Here is a 21834-nt window from a genome sequence, read left to right on the forward strand (position 1 = left end):
GGACAGCAGGGGGCCCGAGACGAACGCACGGCTGGGGGTAGGCAGACCATGGCGGAGCAGCACGGCAGGGCGGGCGGAACGGTCGTGGCGGCAGGGCTGGCGGCCTGCGCCTGCCTTCTCGCCTCCGGATGCACGAGCAGTGGCGCCGCCGCGGACGACGCCCGCCCGGCCGACCCGGTCGGCACACTGCACCGGGCCGCCGAAGCCCTCGTCGACGCGGGTACGTCCAAGGCGCGTACGTCGATGGAGATGGCGACCGGCGGCACCCGCGTCACCATCCGCGGCGAGGGCGTCTACGACTTCACCCACCAGCGCGGCCGGCTGAAGGTCCTGCTCCCCCAGGACCCGGCCGGCCAGACCGAGCACCGCCCGATCACCGAACTCCTCGCCCCCGGCGCCCTGTACATGAAGAACCGCGGCGCGGGGGTCCCGGCGGACAAGTGGGTGCGGGTCGACACGGCGACCCTCTCCGACGGAAACCTGGTCACCGGCGGGGCCACGGACCCGTACGCCGCCGCCGAGGTGCTGCGCGGCACCCGCTCGGCGAAGTACGTCGGCCGGACCGAGGTCGCGGGCACCGAGGTCCACCACTACCGGGGCACCGCCGATCTCACGAGGGCGGCGAGGGCCGCGTCGCCCGGGGGCCGGGCGTCGCTCGCGGCGGCGGCGAAAGGGTTCGCCACGGCTGAGGTCCCGTTCGACGTGTATCTCGACGACGAGGGCCGGATCCGAAAGGTCAGGCACCGCTTCAGCTTCGTCAACGGCCGGCAGGAAGGCACCGTGGCCGTCGCGTCCACGACCCTGCTCTACGACTTCGGCGCGCCCGTCGACGTGGCCCTGCCGCCCGAGGACGACATCTACGCGGGCCGGATCGCCGAGGAGTGACCGGCCTGAACTAGCCCGTCCGTGCCATGCGCGTTGTGTAGGCCACTCCCTACTCTAGGAAGCCGGTGACGGCAGAGAAGAGGTGATGCACGTGGCTCCGGTCGGCGGTACGGCAGTTCAGGACCACGTGGCCCTCGCCGAGATCGAGCTGTGCGGAGAGCTGATCATCGCGGCCTCCGCGGCGGACGAGGACCGGCTGAGCCTGGAGAGCATCGACCAGGTCCTGAGGGTGGCGGAGGAACGCGGGGACGACTCGCTGGGCAAGTGAGCGACAGCTCACGTCCGCAGCAGGCGCCCGATGGCCTTCGTGGCCTCCTCGACCTTGGCGTCGATCTCGTCCCCGCCCTTCAGCGCGGCGTCGGCGACGCAGTGCCGCAGGTGCTCCTCGAGCAACTGGAGGGCGAAGGACTGCAGGGCCTTGGTGGAGGCGGAGACCTGCGTGAGTATGTCGATGCAGTAGACGTCCTCGTCGACCATCCGCTGCAGGCCGCGGATCTGCCCCTCGATCCGGCGCAGCCGCTTCAGATGCTCGTCCTTCTGCTTGTGGTACCCGTGGATGCCCCGGTCGTGGTCGGTCACCACGCCCTCACCGGCCTCGGCGGTCGTCATCGCGTGCCCTCCATCCACATACCCCTACTGGGTATATCGTACCGAACTTTGCTGGGTATACGCCCCTTGGCCACTGCTCGGAGCCGGCCACCGAACCGCCCCCGTACAGATGCACGGAATTCATGGGCGACACTGGGGGACGGCCCGTTAGCCGTGGCCGGATGATGCGCCTAGCATCACCCTGACCGAAACCGAAGCACCCCGAGGACCCCAAGTGCGCTTTCGTCTGACCCCCAGGGAGACGAGCTTCTATGACATGTTCGCCGCATCCGCGGACAACATCGTCACGGGCTCGAAACTCCTGATGGAACTGCTCGGGGCGGACACCTCCGCCCGGGCCGAGATCGCGGAGCGTATGCGGGCAGCGGAACACGCCGGTGACGACGCCACGCACGCGATCTTCCACCAGCTGAACTCCTCCTTCATCACGCCCTTCGACCGCGAGGACATCTACTCCCTCGCGTCCTCCCTCGACGACATCATGGACTTCATGGAGGAGGCCGTCGACCTCGTCGTCCTCTACAACGTCGAGGAACTCCCCAAGGGCGTCGACCAGCAGATCGAGGTCCTCGCCCGCGCCGCCGAGCTGACGGCCGAGGCGATGCCCCACCTGCGCACGCTGGACAACCTCACCGAGTACTGGATCGAGGTCAACCGCCTGGAGAACCAGGCCGACCAGATCCACCGCAAGCTGCTTGCCCACCTCTTCAACGGCAAGTACGACGCGATGGAGGTGCTGAAGCTCAAGCAGATCGTCGACGTCCTCGAAGAGGCCGCCGACGCTTTCGAACACGTGGCGAACACGGTGGAGACCATCGCCGTCAAGGAGTCCTGACCCGTCCATGGAGACGTTCGCCCTGGTCGTGACCATCCTGGTCGCCCTCTTCTTCACCTACACCAACGGCTTCCACGACTCGGCGAACGCGATCGCGACGTCCGTGTCGACTCGCGCGCTGACGCCGAAGGCCGCACTCGCCATGGCCGCGGTCATGAACCTGGCCGGCGCCTTCCTCGGCAGCGGCGTCGCGAAAACGGTCAGCGAGGGTCTGATCGAGACGCCCAAGGGCTCCACGGGCATGGGCATCCTCTTCGCCGCCCTCCTCGGCGCCATCACCTGGAACCTCGTCACCTGGTACTTCGGCCTCCCGTCCTCCTCCTCCCACGCCCTCTTCGGCGGCATGGTCGGCGCGGCACTGGCCGGCGGCACGACGGTCTACTGGGACGGCGTGCTGGACAAGGTCGTCATCCCCATGTTCATCTCCCCCGTCGTCGGCCTGATCGTCGGCTACCTGGTGATGACGGCGATCATGTGGATCTTCCGCCGGGCCAACCCACACAAGGCCAAGCGCGGCTTCCGGATAGCGCAGACCGTCTCAGCGGCGGGCATGGCCCTGGGCCACGGCCTCCAGGACGCCCAGAAGACCATGGGTGTCGTCGTGATGGCCCTGGTCATCGCGGACGTCGAGGACTACGGCGACCCGATCCCGCTCTGGGTCAAGATCGCCTGCGCCCTCATGCTCTCCCTCGGCACCTACGCCGGCGGCTGGCGCATCATGCGCACCCTCGGCCGCAAGATCATCGAACTCGATCCCCCGCAGGGCTTCGCCGCCGAGACGACGGGCGCGTCGATCATGTTCACCACGGCCTTCCTCTTCAAGGCCCCCATCTCCACGACCCACGTCATCACCTCGGCCATCATGGGCGTCGGCGCGACGAAGCGCGTGAACGCGGTCCGCTGGGGCGTGGCCAAGAACATCGTCCTGGGCTGGTTCATCACCATGCCGGCAGCCGCCGTCGTCGCGGCCTGCGCCTTCGGCGTCGTACACCTGGCGTTCCTCTAGAACCCCCGCAGCCTCAGTAGCCGACCGAACGGGACCCGCACCCGCCCACCCCGCACCACGCACCGGCACAAGGCGCCCCAGCAACCCGGCACCCACCCGCACAGGCCGCCGCAGGCACTCGCACGGAGGCCCGGCCGCACCCCCGCCAGGTACACGAAAACGACGGGGCCCGCCCCCGGGAGCCGGGGGCGGGCCCTTTTCGTCCTCGCGGTGGCACCGCCATGCAGCACCGCGAGGGGCTTGATCAGCCGAAACGCCCGGAGATGTAGTCCTCCGTGGCCTGGACCGACGGGTTGGAGAAGATCCGCTCCGTGTCGTCGATCTCGATCAGCTTGCCCGGCTGCCCCACGGCAGCCAGGTTGAAGAACGCCGTCCGGTCCGACACGCGCGCGGCCTGCTGCATGTTGTGCGTCACGATGACGATCGTGAAACGCTCCTTCAGCTCCCCGATCAGGTCCTCGATCGCCAACGTCGAGATCGGGTCGAGCGCGGAACACGGCTCGTCCATCAGCAGCACGTTCGGCTCGACGGCGATCGCCCGCGCGATGCACAGCCGCTGCTGCTGACCACCGGACAGCCCCGAGCCAGGCTTGTTCAGCCGGTCCTTGACCTCGTTCCAGAGGTTCGCGCCCTTGAGCGACTTCTCCACGATGTCGTCCAGCTGGGACTTCTTGTACGAGCCCAGCAGCTTCAGCCCCGCCGCCACGTTGTCGTACACCGACATCGTCGGGAACGGGTTCGGCCGCTGGAACACCATGCCGACCTCACGCCGCACGGACACGGGGTCGACCCCCTGCCCGTACAGGTTCTCGTCGTCGAGCATGACCTTGCCCTCGACCCGCCCGCCCGGAGTCACCTCGTGCATCCGGTTGAGCGTCCGCAGGAACGTGGACTTGCCGCATCCGGACGGCCCGATGAAGGCCGTGACCGAACGGGGCTCGATCGTCATCGAGATGTCCTCGATGGCACGGAAGGAGCTGTAGTAGGCGCTGAGGCCGCTGACATCAATGCGCTTGGCCATGTGAAATCACTGCTTCTTTCGGAATTCGGTCGCTGTGTGGCCGCGTCAGCGACCGGTCTTGGGGGCCTTCCAGCGGGCGATGCCGCGGGCCAGCAGATTCAGGATCATCACGAAGGCGATCAGCGTCAGCGACGCCGCCCACGCACGGTCGTACGCGGGTTCGGCACCGGCGCTCTGAGAGTACTGCTGGTAGATGTACAGCGGCAGCGAGGCCTGGGCCCCTTCAAACGGGTTGTTGTTGATGAACGGGTTACCGAACACCAGCAGCAGCACCGGCGCGGTCTCACCGGCGATACGGGCGACCGCCAGCATGATGCCGGTGGTGATACCACCGATCGCCGTCGGCAGGACGACCTTCAGGATCGTCCGCCACTTCGGCACGCCCAGTGCGAGTGACGCCTCGCGCAGCTCGTTCGGCACGAGCTTGAGCATCTCCTCCGTCGAGCGCACCACGACCGGCACCATCAGGATCGCCAGCGCGAGCGAGCCGGCGAAGCCGAAGGGCTGCATCTCGAACATCAGCATGATGCTGAGGATGAACAGACCGGCGACGATCGACGGGATACCCGTCATGACGTCGACGAAGAAGGTGACGGCCCGGGCGAGGTTCCCCCGCCCGTACTCGACGAGGTATATGGCGGTCAGGACACCGATCGGCGCGGCGATCAGCGTCGCGAGACCGACCTGCTCCAGGCTGCCGATGATGGCGTGGTAGATACCGCCACCGGCCTCGCGGTCACCCACGACGCCCATCGAGTGGGTCAGGAAGTACCCGTCCAGGACCTTCGTACCGCGCTGCACGGTCGCCCAGACCAGCGAGGCGAGCGGCACGACGGCGAGCATGAAGGCCACCCAGACCAGCGAGGTGGCCACACGGTCCTTGGCCTGCCGCTTGCCCTCGACGGCCGTGGCGATGGTGAACGTGCCGACGACGTAGAGGATCGCGGCGATCAGCCCCCACTGGATACGGCTGTCCAGCCCGGCCACCATGCCGACGCCCACGGCGACCGCGAGCGAGCCCGCGGCGATCGCGTAGGGAGCCCACTTGGGCAGGTTGGCACCGCGCAGCGTGTTGGGGCGCTTGGTGAGGACGGCGTGGCTCATGCGTTGGCCCCCGAGTACTCCTTGCGGCGGGCGATGATCGCGCGGGCCGCGCCGTTGACCAGCAGGGTGATGACGAACAGGACCAGACCGGAGGCGATCAGCGCGTCACGGCCGAAGGTGTCCGCCTCACCGAACTTGCTGGCGATGTTCTGGGCGAACGTGCCGCCGCCCGGGTCGAGCAGGCTGGTCTGGATGAGGAAGGAGGGGGAGAGCACGGTGGCGACGGCCATCGTCTCGCCGAGCGCGCGGCCGAGGCCGAGCATCGAGGCGGAGATCACGCCGGAGCGGCCGAACGGCAGCACCGCCATGCGGATGACCTCCCAGCGCGTGGCGCCGAGGGCCAGGGCCGCCTCCTCGTGCGTCTGCGGGACCTGGCGGAAGACCTCACGGCTGACGTTGGTGATGATCGGCAGGATCATGATCGCCAGCAGGATGCCGACCGTGAGCATCGAGCGGGCCGGGCCGCCGTCCCAGGAGAAGATGCCGGTCCATCCGAAGTACGCGTCGAGCCAGCTGAAAAGGCCGCCCAGCTGCGGTACGAGGATCAGGGCGCCCCAGAGGCCGTACACGATGGACGGCACGGCGGCGAGCAGGTCGATCACGTAGGCGATCGGGCCGCTCAGCCGGCGCGGGGCGTAGTGGGTCAGGAACAGGGCGATGGCGACCGCGATCGGGACCGCGATGACCATGGCGATGATCGAGGAGACCACGGTGCCGAAGGCCAGCACCGCGATGCCGAAGACCGGCGGCTGGGTGCCCGTGTTCCATTCGAAGGTGGTGAGGAAGTTGCCCTCGTCCTCGCTGATGGCGAGGACGGCGCGGTAGGTGAGGAAGACCGCGATCGCGGCCATGATCACCAGCAGCAGGATGCCCGACCCGCGGGAGAGACCGAGGAAGATCCGGTCACCGGGTCGGGTGGCGCCGCGGGCGGCGCGCTTGCGCTCGGTCTCCGTCGGCTGGGGCATGGGTGGGGGCGCGTCAGTGTACTTCGTCGTTATGTCCATCAGGTTCTCCGGTCTGCGGAGCCGGACTTGTCGTACGACTCCTGGCGGCGGTGCACCGGACGGTGCGGAGCCCGGCCCCCCGGGGGTGCGGGAGACCGGGCCGCGCACTCAGGTCAGCTCAGGCCCTCGATGGTGGTGCGGACCTTGGCGATGATCTCGGCGGGGATCGGCGCGTAGCCGGCGTCGGCCAGCTGGCCCTGGCCGTCCTCGCTCGCGATGTAGTTGAGGAACGCCTTGGTCGCGGGCAGGCTGTCGGCCTTGTTGCCCTTGTCGCAGACGATCTCGTAGGTGACCAGGGTGATCGGGTAGGCGCCCTCGGCCTTGGTCTTGTAGTTGATCTCCAGGGCGAGGTCCTTGCCCTGGCCGACGACCTCGGCGTCCGCGATGGCCGCGGTGGCACCGTCGGTGGAGGCCTTGACCGGCTCGGCGGCACCGGTGTCGATGGCGACGACGTCCATGCCCTCGGCGTAGGACAGCTCCATGTAGCTGATGGCGCCGGAGACCTGGGAGACCTGCTGGGCCACACCGGAGGAGCCGGAGGCCGACTGGCCGCCCTTGGCCTGCCAGGCCTTACCGCCCTCGTACTTCCAGTTGTCGGGGGTGGTGGCGATCAGGTACTTGGTGAAGTTGTCCGTGGTGCCGGACTCGTCCGAGCGGTGGAACGCCTGGATCTTCAGGTCGGGCAGGTCGGCGTCGGGGTTCAGCTTCTTGATCGCCGCGTCGTTCCACTTGGTGATCTTGCTGTCGAAGATCTTGGCGATCGTCTCGGCGTCCAGCACCAGATTGTCGACGCCCGGGACGTTGTAGGAGAGGGCGATCGGGCCGCCGACCATCGGGAGGTCGATGCCCTGGCCACCCTGGCAGACCTCCTTGGAGGCCGCGATCTCTTCCTCGTCCAGCGCGGAGTCGGAGCCGGCGAAGGCGACCTGACCCTGGTTGAACGCGGTGATACCGGCGCCGGACCCCGAGCCCTTGTAGTTGATCTGCACGTCCTTGCAGACCGCCGTGAACGCCTTCACCCAGGCGTCGATGGCGTTCTTCTGCGCGGAAGAGCCGTCGGCCAGCAGCTGGCCCTTGGCATCTCCACAGTCGATCGAGCCCGTGGCGGCGGCGCTCGCGGACGAGCCACCACCGTTGCCGGTGTCGTCGGAGCCGCACGCCGTGAGGGCCAGGGCGCCGGAGACGGCGAGAGCACCGAGGGTGAGGGCCCGCCGGTTCATGCGCTGAAGCTTCACTTTTCGGGAGTTCCTTCCAGGAGCCGCCGTCCTGTTCGGCGGCGTGCGAAGTGTGTTCGGAGGCGGACGCCTTCGAACACGCCCGTCGCCGGTAAGGCCGAAATTAGGCAGATCAGGTGAAGCCGCCTATGGCCGTAAGTGAACGGAGGGTGAACCCCTGCGGTCGGTGCGGTTAGGTCACGGAATGCTCACGCGAAGAGCACGTGAAGGTCCCAACCGAGCGCATACCGGCGCCCACCCCTTCGTCCACCTCCCTCAAACGGCACCAGACACGGACATAAGCAGAATTACCGAGAAAGCTACCTGAACCATTACGGGCCAGGTCAAGGCTTCCCGGCCTTTGGTGACGGTGCGTGACCTGTCCTGGTAAGAGGCAGGTCGGAATCGGCGCAGGGCGGAACCCGCGGCTCCGAGGTGACGTCTCGTCCCAAGTAAGCGGTGGGAGCGGGAGGCGCGTATGGAACGGCGTACGTTCATCGGGGGTGGCGCCGCCGCGGTCTTGGGGATCGCGTCGGCGGTGGCGTGCAGCGGCGGATCCGGCACCGCCACGGCCACCCCCACCACGGCCGGTGGCCCCTCCGCGTCGCCCACCGGGCTCGGTGCGACGGCCACGACGACCGCGACCACGGCCGCCGCCAACTGGTCGGCACTGGCCCGCGACCTCGACGGCGCGCTGGTGCGCCCCGGCGACGCCTCCTGGCCGGCCGCCCACCAGCTCTACAACACCCGCTTCGACGCGCTGAAGCCCGCCGCCGTCGCCTACGTCGCCCACCAGGGGGACATAGGCACGAGCCTCGCCTACGCCCGCGCCCGCGGCATACGCGTGGCGATCCGCAACGGCGGCCACTCCTACGCCGGCTGGTCGTCCGGCAACAACCGCCTGATCATCGACGTCTCCAAGCTCAACCACGTCCGCGCGAGCGGCAGCACCGCCGTCGTCGGCGCCGGCGCCAAGCTGATCGACGTCTACCGTTCCCTCGCCGCAAAGGGCGTCACCATACCCGCCGGCTCCTGCCCGACGGTCGGCGTCTCCGGCCTGGTGCTCGGCGGCGGGCACGGGGTGGTCTCCCGGGCGTACGGCCTGACCTGCGACAGCCTCACCGGGGCGAGCCTGGTCGCGGCCGGCGGCAAGCAGATCACCGCCGACGCCTCCCACCACCCCGACCTCTTCTGGGCGCTGCGCGGCGCGGGCAACGGCAACTTCGGCGTCGTCACCGAGCTGCACTTCCGTACCCACCCGGCCCCGCAGGCGGTCTCGGCGTATCTGACCTGGCCGTGGAGCAAGGCGGCCGCGGTCGTGAAGGCCTGGCAGGAGTGGGGCCCGGACCAGCCCGACGAGATCTGGTCGTCCCTCCACCTGGCGAACGCGGCCGGCGGCACCCCCACCGTCTCCGTCGCCGCCTTCTCCCTCGGCACCTACGGCGAACTCCAGAACGCCGTCGACCGCCTCGCCGCCCGGGTCGGCGCCTCCGCGTCCCACGTCTCGCTCAAGCGCCGCTCGTACGAGGAGTCGATGGAGGTCTACGCCGGCTGCTCCTCCTTCGCCACGGACACCCAGTGCCACCTTCCCGGCCCGACCCCCGGCCGCTCCCCGCAGGGCGCCCTGGGCCGCGAGACGTACGCCGCCCGCTCCGACTTCTTCGACCGCTCGCTCTCGGCGGCCGGCATCCGCGCGCTGCTCGCCCAGGTGACGTCGGTGCGCGGCGGAGCGGGCAGCATCGCGTTCACGGCCCTGGGCGGCGCGATCAACCGCGTCCCCCCGACGGCGACGGCCTTCGTGCACCGCCGCTCACGGATGCTGGCCCAGTACATAGCCTCCTGGCAGCCGGGCACCTCCGGCGGCTCGGCCCAGTCCTGGCTGGCCTCGGCCCACGGCGCGATGCGCCCGTACGCGTCGGGAGCGGCGTACCAGAACTACACGGACCCGACGCTGAAGAACTGGCGGGAGGCGTACTACGGGCCGGCGGCCCCGCGCCTGACCACGCTGAAGCGGATCTACGACCCGAACAGGATGTTCACGCACCCTCAAGCCCTGTAGCCGCGCAGCCTGTGCCAGGACGGCGAGGTGGCCGGGCGCCCGGCCGCCTAGGCGGCGAGGTCCCGCTCCTCGGCCTCCGTGGCCCCTCGGCGAGCCTCCGGGATCAGGGCCTCGCGCCCCTCCACCACGGACCGCCGCCGCACCAGCCACCCCGCTCGGCGCGATCGCTCCACGGCCGTCATCACGGGCGTCAGCATGGCCATGGCCAACGGCGACAGCAGCAGGGCGACGGCCGTCCCCAGCGCGAAGCCGCCGACGACGTCCGTCGGATAGTGCACGCCCATGTACACCCGGCAGATCCCTTCGAGCAGGGCCAGCCCGATACCGACGAGCCCGAACCGGCGATGGGCGACGAACAGCCCGACCCCGAGCGCCATCGCGATGGTCGCGTGATCGCTCACGAACGAGAAGTCGGACTTCCCGGAGACCAGGACCTCCAGCCCCTCATGCTCGAAGAAGGGCCGGGGACGCTCCACGAACCCCCGTATCGGCACGTTCACCAGCACCGCGATGCCCGCGGCCAGCGGCGCCCACACCAGCGCGGCGACGGAGCCCGCCGCCTCCTCGCCGGAGATGCCGCCGCGCCGCCGCACACTCCACCAGCACCACACCACGAGCAGCACCATGGCGAGCAGCAGCCCGTACTCACCGACGAACTCCATGGTCCGGTCGAACCAGCGCGGCGCTTCCTTGGCCAGGCCATTGATGTCGTAGAGCAGCTCGACGTCAGGGTTCGACCCGGATTGCGCGAGTCCAGCCATGATGCAGCGGCCCCTTCGTCGTCGTGTCTCGGGCGCATCCGTGCATGCGCCGCTCTGCCACCCCCGTGGTCCGTAGATCCGCGTCGATCCGCGTGCTGGATCCGTCCGGTCGGCTACGTCAACAGGAACGCACGACCTCCGTCAGTACGTTCCACATTCCACGAAATGATCACGCAGACGTTATCGAAGAGAGATACATAGCCGCAGCTCAGGGATGGGGTTCACGTTCCGTCTCCGCCCTTTTCAGACCGCCGAGGGGAGCGCTTTCGCGCCATCCTCGGTTACCCGGGTGGCACCGAAGTAGTCGGGGGTGTCGATCGGATCGAACCGGATCACCGTGTTCCGCCGAGGCGCGTTGATCATGTACCCGCCGCCGACATAGATCCCCACATGCCGGATGGCCCGGGAGTTGGTCAGGTCGTCCGAGAAGAACACCAGGTCACCGGGGAGCAGCTCGTCCCGCCGCGGGTGCGGCCCGGCGTTGTACTGGTCGTTGGCGACCCGGGGCAGGGTGATCCCCACGCTCTCGTACGCCGCCTTGGTCAGCCCCGAGCAGTCGAACCGTCCGCCCTGCTCGGGCGTGCCGTTGCCGCCCCAGAGATACAGCGTGCCGAGCTTCTTCTGCGCGTAGTGGATGGCGCCGGCGGCCTGCTCGGACGGGTCGACCCGTCCGACGGGCGCGGCGAAGCTCTCCTGGAGCGTCGTGATGACCCGGACGTAGTTCTGGGTCTCCTTGTACGGCGGCACGCCCCCGTACTTGATGACGGCGTAGGCGCCCGCGTTGTACGCGGCGAGCATGTTCTTCGTCGCGTCGCCGGGCACGTCCTTCACGTACTTCGCGAGCGTGCAGTCGTACGAGGCGGCCGACGGGATCGCGTCGTTCGGATCCCACACGTCGCGGTCCCCGTCACCGTCCCCGTCGATGCCGTGCGAGGCCCAGGTCCCCGGGATGAACTGCGCTATCCCCTGCGCCTGGGCGGGACTCCTGGCCGTCGGGTTGAACCCGCTCTCCTGGTACAACTGCGCGGCGAGCAGCGCCGGATTGATGGCCGGGCACAGATTGCCCCACTTCTGCACGAGCGTCTGATAAGCGGCGGGCACCGACCCCTTTGCCAGCTTCCGCCCCGCGCCGCCCACTCCGCCGACCAGGTTCCCGGCCACCAGGTACACGCCCACCACGAGCACCATCACGAAGGCGACCCCGGCACCCACGGCGGCGACCGCCACGACCCACGCCTTACGCACAGTCAACCGCCCCTCACCACCCGGCAGTACGCCGACGTCAGTGTAGAGGCGGGGCCGCGAAACGGCGCGAAGCTTCAGGCCGTCGTGGCCGGGACACAACGTCCGCCCGGCCCGGCGTCGTACTGGTCCGGCGTCCTACCGGCGGAAACGCGACGGCGGCTGACTGCCGGTCAGACGGCGTTCGTCCCGGCCCCCAGTGGACAGCCCACACCCGTGAGCTCCTCCGACGCCGCCCACAGCTGACGGGCCGCCGCCGGGTCGCTCGCCGCCGCCGAACGGCCCACCAGGGCCGGGGCGCCGCGCATCTCGCCGAGGCCGTCGGGGCCCACGTAGCTCGCGCCCGGCAGGTCCGTCACCGCCGCGTACAGGGTCGGCAGGGCGCCGGCCCGGTCGTCCTGGGCGACGATCCGGTTGGCGATCCGCATGGCGACGCGGGAGAGGGGGTTGGCCGCGTGGCTCTGGAGGTTGGTGGCCGCGTAGCCGGGATGGGCGGCGAGGGCGCGCACCCGGGAGCCGGATTCCGCCAGACGGCGCTGGAGTTCCAGGGTGAACAGGAGGTTCGCCAGCTTGGACCGGCCGTAGGCGCGGACCGGCGTGTAACCCGACGTCATGTTGAGGTCGTCGAAGTTCAGCCCGCCCGCAGCCCACCGGTGGGCGCCCGACGACACGGTCACGACGCGGTCGGTGACGTGGGGCAGCAACAGGTTCGTCAGTGCGAAGTGGCCGAGATGGTTCGTGCCGAACTGCATCTCGAAGCCGTCCTTGGTCCGCTGTTCGGGCAGCATCATCACGCCCGCGTTGTTGATCAGCAGGTCCAGCGGACGGTCGCCCCACTGCTGTGCGAAGTCCCGTACCGACGCCAGGTCCGCGAGGTCGAGCCGCCGGACCTCCGTACTCCCGCGCACCGTCGCGGCCGCCGTCTGCCCGCGCCTCGTGTCCCGCACCGCGAACACGACGTGCGCCCCCGCGTTCGCCAGCGCGTCGGCGGCGGCGAGGCCGATACCGCTGTTGGCGCCCGTGACGACCGCCGTCCGGCCGGCGAGCCCGGGCATCCGGCCGACGTTCCACTTGCCGATGTCCTTCGAGGTAGCCATGACCTCAATGTAGACGGCGACAACAATGCTGTCAATGACAACAATGGTGACGATGACAACAAAGCTGGCGCCGACAACATCGCGATAGGATGATGCGCATGCCCGAGACCCGCCCCTACCACCACGGAGACCTGCGCGCCGCCCTGCTCGCCGGCGCGGAGCGCACCCTGCGGGACAGGGGCGCCGCCGCACTGTCCCTGCGTGAACTCGCCCGCGAGACCGGCGTCAGCCACGCCGCCCCGGGCCGCCACTTCAAGGACAAGCAGGCCCTGCTCGACGCCCTGACCCTCGCCGGCTTCGAGCGCATGACCCGGATCCTGGAAGCCGCGGACGACCCCACGCTCGCCATGGAGGAGCGGCTCACCGCGCTCGCGCGCGCCTACCTCGGGTTCACCATCGACAACGCCGAGCTGCTGGAGCTCATGTACGCCCGCAAGCACGACCCGGACGTCTCCGAGCAGCTCGCCGCCGCCGTGGAGCGCACGATCACGCCCTTCCTCCGCCTGGTCGCGGACGCCCAGCGGCGCGGCGAGATCGTCGAGGGCGACCCCGAGCGCATCACCCTCCACGCGGGGGCCACCCTGCACGGCATCGCCGCGTTCACCGCCAACGGCACACTCCCGCCCCAGGACGCCCTCGACGGCGTCGGCGAGGTCGTCCACCACCTGCTGCACGGACTGCGCCCCCGCTGACCCCGCGTCACCGCCCGTACGGTGCGCGGCGATAGCCTTCACCCGGAGACCATCGACGCGACCGCTCCAGTCGTAAAGAGGCTCAACGACGGCACCACACCACAGGTTCCGCACCCACCTCGTTGCCCGGCGTTACCTGCCGTGATACACAGAGTGACCATACGAGGTATTCGTACGAAACCCGCCAAGCAATGACGCCAAGTCGACATACGACGGCGCCGTTGTCGGCGAGAATGAGGCCTGACCTCTGCGCACCGCAGGGGACTGCGGAACTACCCAACAGGGGCGGTGACTTACATGCTCTTTGCGGCCGACGAGGGAGACATCAACACCATCATCGGCGGGATCGCTCCGGACTGGGGCCCCTTCGGCAGCCTGGGCAACGAGGCCAAGGTGATGATCGAGGTGGTGATGGCCGTCGCCATCCTCATCTGCCTCGGCATCGCCATCTGGGGGGCGGCCAAACAGCGCATCGGCGCGACGGCCCTCCGGGACACCTTCAGCGCGGAACAGGGCAAGGGCCTCATCATCGCCGGCCTCACCGGAGTGTTCATCATCGGCTCCCTCGGCACGCTCTTCACCATCGTGTACGGCATGGCGGTGTAAGCGCGCCCACCCCGTCCTCCCCGGGCGCGCCCGGTCCCCACTACCCATCACCCGCCCGTCGTGCCCACCGGCTGAGGTTGCGTTTCCCTGATGTCCCTGATGTCGAGTCACCACACCGCGCCCGCGCGGGAACCAGCGCGGCTACCGTCGTACACCTACGCGGTCATTCGGTACGACGGTCTCCGCTACGACATCGAGGGGGCGGACGCGGCATGAGTCCCGGGGACGAACACGAGGCCTCCGGCGGTTACGGCGGCACCGGGCACACCCGTACCCGGCTGCCGGACGGCGAACCCTACGGCGGCGCCGCCCGCCGCCCCCGCAACTCCTCCCGAAGTCTGATCACGGTGGTCGGCGTGGTGGTCCTCCTGATCGCCGCGATCGCCTTCGCCAACCAAGGCGACGACGAACCGACTTCACCAAACGGCGGTGCGTCGGGCCCGGTGACGTCATCGACGGCGGCGAGCGGGGAACAGCCGGTGGACACCGAGTCAGCGGGCATCCCTACGGGGTTCGCCCATGACCAACAGGGCGCGGAGAGCGCGGCGGCGAACTACTCCATCGCGCTGGGTTCGGCCGAGATGTTCAGCAAGGCCGGCCGACAACAGATCGTCGGCACGGTGTACGCCCCCGATGTCGCCGCCGCCCGGCAGGCGGACCTGGACAGCGCGTACTCGAGCGAGGACTTCCTGGCCAACATCGGCCTCCAGAAGGACGGCACGGCTCCGAAGGGGCAGTCCTTCATCTCCCGCGTCATTCCGGTGGGCACCAAGGCCACCGCGTTCAGCGCCGACGACGCCACCGTGGAGGTCTGGTACACGTCTCTCTTCGGCCTGTCCGGCGAACGCTCCACCAACCCGGTGTCCGAAAGCTGGTACACGACGACGTACCAGCTGACGTGGATCGCGAACGACTGGAAGGTCACCGACTTCCAGCAGAAGGACGGACCCGTGCCGGTCGGTCGCGACCAACAGGCCTCCACCGCGGACGACATGACGAAGGCCGTCGAGGAGTACGGAGGGTTCACGTATGCGCGCTAACCACCGCTTCCTCACAGTCACGGCCGCCTTCGCGGCCGTACAGTCCACCGCGGTGCTGATGGCCACCCACGCCGTCGCCGCACCCACGCCTTCGCCGACCCCGAGCAACGACCCCTGCGATCTCATCCGCGGCCCCGCCAAGGACTACTGCGAACGAGGAAACGGCTCGAACCGCAGCGGTGTCGACTCCCCCTCCCTCGACCCCACCTCCACCCTCGACCCCCTCTCCTCCCTCGCCAAGGGCTGCGCCGACGCCGCCGCCTGGACCATCGACAAACTCAGCGCGGCCGTGCAGGACACCGCCAACGTCGACTTCACGAACGAGAAGTTCCTCCAGCAGTACGCCGTCGTCTTCGCCGCGTCCACGATCCTCACGCTCCTCCTCTGGCTCCTGGCCGTCGCCAAGCGAGCCGTCAGAGGCGTCCCCCTCTCCACCGCCATCGGCGAAGCCATCGGCTTCCTCTGGCTCACCGTCCTCGCCTCCGCCTTCACCCCCCTGATCCTCTACACCGTCGTCTCGGCCACCGACGGCGTCTCCGAGGTTCTCGCGAAGGCCACCGGCGACCAGACGGACGCCTTCTTCGGTAACTTCTCCGGCGCCCTGGAGAAGGGCGAGGACATCGGCGGCGGTCCGATCATGCTGATCGTCGTCTCCCTGGTCAGCATCCTCGCCGCCGGCGTCCTCTGGCTGGAACTCGTCATCAGGGCCGCCCTGCTCTACGTCGGCGCCCTCCTCGGCACCGTCGTCTACGCCGGCCTCGTCGACAAGAACCTGTGGGGCCACGTCCGCCGCTGGGCCGGCATCATGATCGCGGTCATCCTCGTGAAGCCCGTCATCGTGATCGTCCTCGGCCTGGCCGGCGCCCTCAGCGCCGACGACGGCCCCGACGCCTTCTCCGCGGTCGTCTCCGGCCTCGCGATCATCCTGCTCGCCATCTTCGCCTCCGCGATGATCTACCGGTTCGTCCCCGGCTTCGGCGACGAGATCGCGGGCTCCCGCAACAACCGCATCATGCAGAACGCCGAGGGCAAGGCCGCCGCCGTGATCAGCTCCCCCGCGACCCTGGTCGCCCAGGGCATCAAGACCCACAGCACCCGCGCGGACAACAACGGCCAGGCCCAGTCCGGCGGTGGCGGCGGCGCCCGCCCCGCCCACCAGGCCTCCGGCGGCGTCGCCGCCCACAGCTCCCGCCCCACGAACGGTGGCGGCGGATCTGTCCCCTCCGCCGCACCCGCGCCACGCTCGTCCAGCCCGATCAATACGCCCCACGCCAGCAACACCCGCAACAGCAGCGGCAACCGCTCAGGAGGTGAAGGGCGTTGACGACCGAGTCCCACCTGTCCCATCCGGTCACGCCCCGCCGTACATATCTGATCGGCCGCGCCCGGCCGAACGCGATCGTCGGCCGGAATCGAGAGACCGGCGAGATCGCGCTCATCATCGTCGGCGCGTTCCTCGGCATGATGTGCGGACTCCTCGTCCCGGTCCTGTCCCTGCGGATCGTGCTCCTCATGGGCTTCCCGATGCTGGCGCTGGCCGCGGTCTACGTGCCGTACAAGCACCGCACGCTCTACAAGTGGTTCGAGATCAACCGCAGCTACAAGCGCACCCTGCGCCAGAACGCCACCTACCGCTCCGGCGTCATGGAGGCGGGCACCCGGCTCGACGGGCGCGAGATCGAGATCGGCCCGCCGCCGGGCATCGGCCGCATCACCTGGCTCGCCGCCCCGTTCGGCCCCGACGAGATCGCCGTACTGCTGCACGCGGACCGCAAGACCGTCACCGCCGCCATCGAGATCGAGGGCCCCGGCGTCGGCCTGCGCGACAGCGAGGACCAGGACGCCCTCGTCGACCGCTTCGGCACCCTCCTCAAGCACGTGGCGAACGGCGACGGCTTCGTCACCCGCCTCCAGATGCTCGCCCGCACCCTCCCCGCCGACCCGGACGCCCACGCCAAGGACGTCTCCGTCCGCGGCGACGACCGTGCACTGCCGTGGCTCCAGCAGTCGTACGACCAGCTCCAGTCGATGGTGTCGACGAGCAGCGAGCAGCACCGCGCATACCTCGTCGCCTGCATGCACTACGGCCGCGAACTCGCCGCCGAGGCCCACGCCATGGCCCGCGCGGCCCGCCCGCACGGCGGCAAGGCCGACCGTGACGCCGGGCTCGCCGTCGTCATGGCCCGCGAGCTGACGGACATCTGCTCCCGGCTCCAGGAAGCCGACATCCGCGTACGGCAGCCCCTCGGCCAGGGCCGGCTCGCCTCGCTGATCCACTCCATGTACGACCCGGACCACCCGATCGACCACATCCAGGCGATGAGCAAGCGCAACGCGTGGCCGGCCGAACTGGACGCCATGGAGCCCACCTTCCTCCAGGCGAAGACCCGCGAGTCCTCCACCCGCGCCCCCTGGTGCCACGCCACGGCCTGGGTGAAGGAGTGGCCGATGACCCCGGTCGGCGTCAACTTCCTGGCACCACTGCTCGTCCACACCCCGGACGTCATCCGGACGGTCGCCGTCACGATGGACCTCGAACCCACCGAGGTCGCCATCGAACGCATGCTGACGGAGAAGACCAACGACGAGGCCGAGGCGTCCCGCGCCGCCAAGATGAACCGCACCGTCGACCCTCGCGACATTGCGGCCCACAACCGCCTGGACCAGCGCGGCGAGGACCTCGCGAGCGGCGCCGCCGGCGTCAACCTGGTCGGCTACATCACCGTCTCCTCGCGCAACCCGGAGGCACTGGCCCGCGACAAACGCACGATAAGGGCGTCCGCCGGAAAGTCGTATCTGAAGCTGGAGTGGTGCGACCGCGAGCACCACCGGGCCTTCGTGAACACCCTCCCGTTCGCCACCGGAATCCGAAGGTAGGGGTTGATGCCCTGATGCGGGACCCGCTCTCCGTCATCACCGAAGCCTTCACATCCTTCCTGTTCGGGAAGGTGGAGACCACGCGGCTGCCGGTGCGCACCTCCACGGGCCAGGCCCAGGCGGTCTACCTGCCCACCGCGGCCCCCGGCCTCGGCGACTCCGGCGTCATCATCGGCCGCGAGGTCTACTCCGGGAAGGGCTACATCTACGACCCCTTCCAGCTGTACGGCCAGCAGCTCCCGGCCCCGCACTGGCTGGTCCTCGGCGAGTCCGGCAACGGCAAGTCGGCGCTGGAGAAGACCTACGTCCTGCGCCAGCTCCGTTTCCGCGATCGTCAGGTCGTCGTCCTCGACGCCCAGGGCGAGGACGGCGTCGGCGAATGGAACCTCATCGCCCAGGAGCTGGGAATAACCCCCATCCGCCTGGACCCGATGGCCGCCCTGGACCACGGCATCCGCCTGAACCCGCTGGACCCCGCCATCACCACCACCGGCCAGCTGGCGCTCCTGCGCACCATCATCGAGGTCGCGCTGGGGCACGGCCTGGACGAGCGTTCCGGCTTCGCCCTCAAGGTGGCGCACGCCTACGTCAACGAGACGATCGTCGAGCGCCAGCCCGTCCTGACCGACATCGTCGAGCAGCTACGCCACCCCGAGCCCGAGTCGGCCGAGTCGATGAACGTCGACATAGACGACGTACGGGCATGGGGCCTGGACGTGGCACTGGTCCTGGACCGGCTGGTCGACGGCGACCTCCGGGGCATGTTCGACGGCCCCACGACGGTCGGCATCGACCTCGACGCTCCGCTCATCGTCTTCGACCTCTCCCACATCGACCGCAACTCCATCGCCATGCCGATCCTGATGGCGATCGTCGGCGTATGGCTGGAACACACCTGGATCCGCCCCGACCGGAAGAAGCGCATCTTCCTGGTCGAGGAGGCCTGGCACATCATCAACAGCCCCTTCGTCGCACAGCTGTTCCAGCGACTGCTGAAGTTCGGCCGACGGCTCGGCCTGTCGTTCGTTGCCGTGGTCCACCACCTGTCCGACGTGGTCGACGGCGCGGCCGCGAAGGAAGCCGCGGCGATCCTGAAGATGGCCTCGACCAGGACGATCTACGCGCAGAAGGCCGACGAGGCGCGGGCGACCGGCCGGGTGCTGGGTTTGCCCAGGTGGGCGGTGGAAATCATCCCCACACTGACACCGGGCATCGCCGTGTGGGACGTCAACGGCAATGTCCAGGTCGTCAAACACCTGATCACGGAGACGGAACGCCCGCTGGTCTTCACCGACCGCGCGATGACCGAGTCCTCCGCCGACCTCACCGACGACGCCCTGCGCGCCGCCGAGCTGGAGGCGGAGGAACGAGCGGCGGCGTTCATGGAACAGCACCTCGGCGACTCCGAGTCGACGGTGGCGTAAGGGGACGGCGTGAGAGCGGACGACCACCGGCGGGAAGCCCAGGGGGGTATCCCCGACGGCCTGCTGATCGGCATACTCGGGTTCCTCCTCGGCATGACCCTGCTGGTCTGGACGGCCACCGGCCTGGCGGGCCTGTTCGCGCACGGGGCGTGGCCGCGGGGCGTGACGTTCACCGGCACGCCGCTGGCCATGCGCCACCTCATCGCCCAACCGCACGACATCACCGGCGCCTGGCCGCAGACTCCGGGAGCACAGCTCTCGGGGTACGGCCTGTTCTGGGGACTGTTCATCGGCCAGCTGATGGTCCTGCTCGTGCTGACGCTCTTCGTGATGGGGACGGTGGCGCGTTGGAGAGCGGGCAAGGTGAACCGCCGGGCGGCCGCGCGGCTCACGTCGGCCCCCGCACCCGCGGCCTCCCACGAGGTGCCGACCCCGAGAACCGCGGAAGCCGTCGTGCCGGCACCGGCACCGCGGCCGACGGAAACACTCCACGAGAGCGAGCCGGAGCAGGTGCTCCGCTCCCCCCTGTTCGGCAATCAGGTGGGCGGCTGGGAGAAGCTCCACGCGACGACCAAGGAAGCCCGCCGGACAACCGCGGCCGAGGCGATCCGCGAGGCCGACGGCCCCGTGCTCGTCGTCACCTCGAACCCGTCCCTCTGGCAGGACACCAAGGACCCCAGAGCCAAACTGGGCCCCACCTTCCTCTACGACCCCACCCACACCTGCGACACCCCGGCCCGCCTGCACTGGTCCCCCATCACCCACTGCGAGGACAAGGAGACGGCGATCGCGAGGGCCGCCGCCCTCCTGACCCCGGTCAACCCCACCTCACGGCTCGACCAGGCCGTCAGCGACACCGCGCAGACCCTCCTGGGCAGCTATCTGCACGCCGCCGCCCTGGACAACCGCACCATCCGCCACGTGCACCGCTGGTCCCAGGGCACCCAGATGCAGGAAGCGGTACGCACCCTCCGTACCCACCCCAAGGCCGCCCCCGGTGCCGCCGGCGAACTCGAAGCCGCCCTCACCGCGCACCCCGAACGCCGTGACATGGCGCACGAGTTGACCGCCCGCGCCCTCTCGGCGCTGTTCACGCTCAACATCCGCGAGTCCTGCACAGCCAACCGACCCGACACCCTCTCCCTGGATTCCTTCGTCCCAGAAGGGGGCACGCTCTATGTGGTCGGTGAATCCATCGAGGACCCCCGGACCAACCCGGGCGCGATGCCCCTGCTCACCGCGCTCGTGTCCAGCGTGGTCGAGCACGGCCGGCGCATGGCCGAACGGTCATCCTCCGGTCGGCTCGACCCACCACTCACCCTCGTCCTCGACGACGTGGCGGCGGTGGCCCCGATCCCCGAACTCCCCTGGCTGCTCGCCTCCGGAGCCGACCAAGGGCTGCCGACCCTCGCCCTCGTCCGCTCCCGCGAACAGGCCCGCACCCGCTGGCCCCACGACGAGCTCCCGGTCTGACGTCAGCCCCGCTCCAGGACGAACTCCCGCTCACAGGCGCCCTCCTGGCCGGCCAACGGGACGCACACACCACTGGCCTCGAAGCCGACCTTTCGGTAGAAGGCCTGCGCCCGCCCGTTCTCCTCGTGCACGATGAGCCGCACCCGCTCCAGCCCCCGCGCCCAGCACCACTCCAGCGCCTCGTCGAAGAGCAACTCGGTCAGCCCGCACCCCCGATGCTCGGGCCGCATGTACACCCCCACGACATGCCCCTGCCGCCGCGCCACGGGAAACCCGGCCCAGTCCGTCTTCCCCGGCTCCTCGACGAGCACGGTCAGCGTCCCGACCAACTCCCCGTCCGGTCCCTCGGCGACGACCTGCTGAGCCCCGACCGCGCCCTCCGCGGCCCGCGCGGCCCGGTCCCGCCAGAACGCATCCGGCCGGGCCACCGCCTCGTCGTAGGTCTCCAGAAAAGCGATCCGCGCGAACGGGTCCCGCAGCGCGGCAAGCCGCAACTCCCGCGTCGCCGGCCACTCCTCGGCCCGCAGGGACCGAACGACGTACCGCTCTTCGGCGCTGGTGCTCATGGGCCCCACCGTAGCGCCCGGCCTGAAACGCAGAAAACCCCGCATCCGAGGATGCGGGGTTTTCATCAAAGATTGTTCGGCGGCGTCCTACTCTCCCACAGGGTCCCCCCTGCAGTACCATCGGCGCTGTAAGGCTTAGCTTCCGGGTTCGAAATGTAACCGGGCGTTTCCCTCACGCTATGACCACCGAAACACTATGAAACAGACAACCAGACCACCACCATCAACATGGCGGCAGCGTTGTTCGTGGTTTCAGAACCAACACAGTGGACGCGAGCAACTGAGGACAAGCCCTCGGCCTATTAGTACCGGTCAACTC

At 69.4% G+C, this 21834-nt stretch carries 21 protein-coding genes and 1 rRNA gene; 12 read left to right on the plus strand and 10 right to left on the minus strand.

All coding sequences use genetic code 11. From position 1 onward, the window contains the following. The first annotated feature begins 48 nt into the window (after positions 1 to 48). Positions 49 to 885 carry a hypothetical protein gene (locus AB0O67_RS02265; RefSeq protein ID WP_365444699.1) on the plus strand — a complete coding sequence of 279 codons (837 nt, stop codon included), beginning with the start codon at positions 49 to 51 and terminating at the stop codon, positions 883 to 885. 85 nt (positions 886 to 970) lie between these two features. Then, positions 971 to 1153, plus strand: coding sequence for a hypothetical protein (locus tag AB0O67_RS02270; protein WP_365444702.1), 183 nt, complete (start codon positions 971 to 973; stop codon positions 1151 to 1153). Between the two features lie 8 nt (positions 1154 to 1161). Here AB0O67_RS02270 and AB0O67_RS02275 read toward each other — a convergent pair whose 3' ends face one another. Further along, positions 1162 to 1494 (minus strand): metal-sensitive transcriptional regulator, encoded by a 333-nt coding sequence (locus AB0O67_RS02275; RefSeq protein WP_365444705.1) that lies wholly within the window; start codon positions 1492 to 1494, stop codon positions 1162 to 1164. Between the two features lie 214 nt (positions 1495 to 1708). Between AB0O67_RS02275 and AB0O67_RS02280 the strand changes: the two genes are divergently transcribed. Both AB0O67_RS02280 and AB0O67_RS02285 read left to right on the plus strand, forming a co-directional pair. Next, a complete protein-coding gene (locus tag AB0O67_RS02280) occupies positions 1709 to 2329 on the plus strand; it encodes a DUF47 family protein (RefSeq protein ID WP_365444708.1) in 621 nt (206 codons plus the stop codon). 7 nt (positions 2330 to 2336) lie between these two features. Continuing rightward, on the plus strand, positions 2337 to 3335 hold the full coding sequence (locus AB0O67_RS02285; RefSeq protein WP_365444711.1) for an inorganic phosphate transporter: 999 nt from the start codon (positions 2337 to 2339) through the stop codon (positions 3333 to 3335). Positions 3336 to 3579: 244 nt separating this feature from the next. Here AB0O67_RS02285 and pstB read toward each other — a convergent pair whose 3' ends face one another. The 4 genes from pstB to pstS all read right to left on the minus strand — a co-directional run bounded on the left by pstB (position 3580) and on the right by pstS (position 7699). Next, positions 3580 to 4356 (minus strand): phosphate ABC transporter ATP-binding protein PstB, encoded by a 777-nt coding sequence (gene pstB / locus AB0O67_RS02290; RefSeq protein ID WP_365444714.1) that lies wholly within the window; start codon positions 4354 to 4356, stop codon positions 3580 to 3582. A 45-nt stretch (positions 4357 to 4401) separates the two neighbouring features. Then, on the minus strand, positions 4402 to 5460 hold the full coding sequence (gene pstA, locus AB0O67_RS02295) for a phosphate ABC transporter permease PstA (RefSeq protein ID WP_365444717.1): 1059 nt from the start codon (positions 5458 to 5460) through the stop codon (positions 4402 to 4404). Further along, the gene (gene pstC / locus AB0O67_RS02300; RefSeq protein ID WP_365444720.1) at positions 5457 to 6464 is read right to left on the minus strand and encodes a phosphate ABC transporter permease subunit PstC; all 1008 of its coding nucleotides are present in this window, start codon (positions 6462 to 6464) and stop codon (positions 5457 to 5459) included. Before pstC ends, pstA begins: the two co-directional genes overlap by 4 nt. Before the next feature lie 113 nt (positions 6465 to 6577). Then, positions 6578 to 7699 carry a phosphate ABC transporter substrate-binding protein PstS gene (pstS, locus tag AB0O67_RS02305; protein WP_365444723.1) on the minus strand — a complete coding sequence of 374 codons (1122 nt, stop codon included), beginning with the start codon at positions 7697 to 7699 and terminating at the stop codon, positions 6578 to 6580. Positions 7700 to 8156: 457 nt separating this feature from the next. Between pstS and AB0O67_RS02310 the strand changes: the two genes are divergently transcribed. Next, positions 8157 to 9737 carry an FAD-binding oxidoreductase gene (locus AB0O67_RS02310; protein WP_365444726.1) on the plus strand — a complete coding sequence of 527 codons (1581 nt, stop codon included), beginning with the start codon at positions 8157 to 8159 and terminating at the stop codon, positions 9735 to 9737. Between the two features lie 47 nt (positions 9738 to 9784). Here the strand turns inward: AB0O67_RS02310 and AB0O67_RS02315 are convergent, their stop codons facing one another. The 3 genes from AB0O67_RS02315 to AB0O67_RS02325 all read right to left on the minus strand — a co-directional run bounded on the left by AB0O67_RS02315 (position 9785) and on the right by AB0O67_RS02325 (position 12837). Continuing rightward, positions 9785 to 10498, minus strand: a complete 714-nt coding sequence (locus AB0O67_RS02315) for a phosphatase PAP2 family protein (RefSeq protein WP_365444729.1) — start codon at positions 10496 to 10498, stop codon at positions 9785 to 9787. 243 nt (positions 10499 to 10741) lie between these two features. Next, positions 10742 to 11749 (minus strand): bifunctional lytic transglycosylase/C40 family peptidase, encoded by a 1008-nt coding sequence (locus AB0O67_RS02320; protein ID WP_365444732.1) that lies wholly within the window; start codon positions 11747 to 11749, stop codon positions 10742 to 10744. 164 nt (positions 11750 to 11913) lie between these two features. Then, positions 11914 to 12837, minus strand: a complete 924-nt coding sequence (locus tag AB0O67_RS02325) for an oxidoreductase (RefSeq protein WP_365444735.1) — start codon at positions 12835 to 12837, stop codon at positions 11914 to 11916. 89 nt (positions 12838 to 12926) lie between these two features. On the opposite strand from AB0O67_RS02325, the gene AB0O67_RS02330 reads away from it, so the two are divergent. The 7 genes from AB0O67_RS02330 to AB0O67_RS02360 all read left to right on the plus strand — a co-directional run bounded on the left by AB0O67_RS02330 (position 12927) and on the right by AB0O67_RS02360 (position 20949). After that, on the plus strand, positions 12927 to 13529 hold the full coding sequence (locus AB0O67_RS02330; protein WP_365444738.1) for a TetR/AcrR family transcriptional regulator: 603 nt from the start codon (positions 12927 to 12929) through the stop codon (positions 13527 to 13529). A 297-nt stretch (positions 13530 to 13826) separates the two neighbouring features. Next, positions 13827 to 14135 carry a hypothetical protein gene (locus tag AB0O67_RS02335; RefSeq protein ID WP_006136301.1) on the plus strand — a complete coding sequence of 103 codons (309 nt, stop codon included), beginning with the start codon at positions 13827 to 13829 and terminating at the stop codon, positions 14133 to 14135. A gap of 212 nt (positions 14136 to 14347) precedes the next feature. Then, the gene (locus tag AB0O67_RS02340) at positions 14348 to 15175 is read left to right on the plus strand and encodes a hypothetical protein (protein ID WP_365444742.1); all 828 of its coding nucleotides are present in this window, start codon (positions 14348 to 14350) and stop codon (positions 15173 to 15175) included. Continuing rightward, positions 15165 to 16499, plus strand: coding sequence for a hypothetical protein (locus tag AB0O67_RS02345; protein ID WP_365444745.1), 1335 nt, complete (start codon positions 15165 to 15167; stop codon positions 16497 to 16499). The genes AB0O67_RS02340 and AB0O67_RS02345 overlap by 11 nt, the downstream gene beginning before the upstream one ends. Beyond that, entirely contained in the window at positions 16496 to 18052 is a 1557-nt protein-coding gene (locus AB0O67_RS02350) for an SCO6880 family protein (protein ID WP_365444748.1), read from the plus strand. Before AB0O67_RS02345 ends, AB0O67_RS02350 begins: the two co-directional genes overlap by 4 nt. 14 nt (positions 18053 to 18066) lie before the next feature. After that, positions 18067 to 19476 (plus strand): ATP-binding protein, encoded by a 1410-nt coding sequence (locus tag AB0O67_RS02355; protein ID WP_365444751.1) that lies wholly within the window; start codon positions 18067 to 18069, stop codon positions 19474 to 19476. A gap of 9 nt (positions 19477 to 19485) precedes the next feature. After that, positions 19486 to 20949 carry a type VI secretion protein gene (locus AB0O67_RS02360; RefSeq protein WP_365444754.1) on the plus strand — a complete coding sequence of 488 codons (1464 nt, stop codon included), beginning with the start codon at positions 19486 to 19488 and terminating at the stop codon, positions 20947 to 20949. A gap of 2 nt (positions 20950 to 20951) precedes the next feature. On the opposite strand, the gene AB0O67_RS02365 is transcribed toward AB0O67_RS02360, so the two are convergent. Together AB0O67_RS02365 and rrf are read right to left on the minus strand one after the other, a co-directional pair. Continuing rightward, positions 20952 to 21515 (minus strand): GNAT family N-acetyltransferase, encoded by a 564-nt coding sequence (locus tag AB0O67_RS02365; protein ID WP_365444757.1) that lies wholly within the window; start codon positions 21513 to 21515, stop codon positions 20952 to 20954. 74 nt (positions 21516 to 21589) lie between these two features. Continuing rightward, positions 21590 to 21706: ribosomal RNA gene (gene rrf / locus AB0O67_RS02370) — 5S ribosomal RNA — on the minus strand. Positions 21707 to 21834: the final 128 nt, after the last annotated feature.

The sequence above is a fragment of the Streptomyces sp. NPDC086077 genome, from assembly GCF_040686175.1.
In the GTDB taxonomy this organism is placed as follows: Bacteria; Actinomycetota; Actinomycetes; order Streptomycetales; family Streptomycetaceae; genus Streptomyces.

Coding starts and splice junctions, on each gene's coding strand:
- AB0O67_RS02265 (WP_365444699.1), top strand. CDS start 49: ATGGCGGAGCAGCACGGCAGGGCGGGCGGAACGGTCGTGGCGGCAGGG.
- AB0O67_RS02270 (WP_365444702.1), top strand. CDS start 971: ATGCACGTGGCTCCGGTCGGCGGTACGGCAGTTCAGGACCACGTGGCC.
- AB0O67_RS02275 (WP_365444705.1), bottom strand. CDS start 1,494: ATGACGACCGCCGAGGCCGGTGAGGGCGTGGTGACCGACCACGACCGG.
- AB0O67_RS02285 (WP_365444711.1), top strand. CDS start 2,337: ATGGAGACGTTCGCCCTGGTCGTGACCATCCTGGTCGCCCTCTTCTTC.
- pstB (WP_365444714.1), bottom strand. CDS start 4,356: ATGGCCAAGCGCATTGATGTCAGCGGCCTCAGCGCCTACTACAGCTCC.
- pstA (WP_365444717.1), bottom strand. CDS start 5,460: ATGAGCCACGCCGTCCTCACCAAGCGCCCCAACACGCTGCGCGGTGCC.
- pstC (WP_365444720.1), bottom strand. CDS start 6,464: ATGGACATAACGACGAAGTACACTGACGCGCCCCCACCCATGCCCCAG.
- AB0O67_RS02310 (WP_365444726.1), top strand. CDS start 8,157: ATGGAACGGCGTACGTTCATCGGGGGTGGCGCCGCCGCGGTCTTGGGG.
- AB0O67_RS02315 (WP_365444729.1), bottom strand. CDS start 10,498: ATGGCTGGACTCGCGCAATCCGGGTCGAACCCTGACGTCGAGCTGCTC.
- AB0O67_RS02325 (WP_365444735.1), bottom strand. CDS start 12,837: ATGGCTACCTCGAAGGACATCGGCAAGTGGAACGTCGGCCGGATGCCC.
- AB0O67_RS02330 (WP_365444738.1), top strand. CDS start 12,927: ATGATGCGCATGCCCGAGACCCGCCCCTACCACCACGGAGACCTGCGC.
- AB0O67_RS02335 (WP_006136301.1), top strand. CDS start 13,827: ATGCTCTTTGCGGCCGACGAGGGAGACATCAACACCATCATCGGCGGG.
- AB0O67_RS02340 (WP_365444742.1), top strand. CDS start 14,348: ATGAGTCCCGGGGACGAACACGAGGCCTCCGGCGGTTACGGCGGCACC.
- AB0O67_RS02345 (WP_365444745.1), top strand. CDS start 15,165: ATGCGCGCTAACCACCGCTTCCTCACAGTCACGGCCGCCTTCGCGGCC.
- AB0O67_RS02355 (WP_365444751.1), top strand. CDS start 18,067: ATGCGGGACCCGCTCTCCGTCATCACCGAAGCCTTCACATCCTTCCTG.
- AB0O67_RS02365 (WP_365444757.1), bottom strand. CDS start 21,515: ATGAGCACCAGCGCCGAAGAGCGGTACGTCGTTCGGTCCCTGCGGGCC.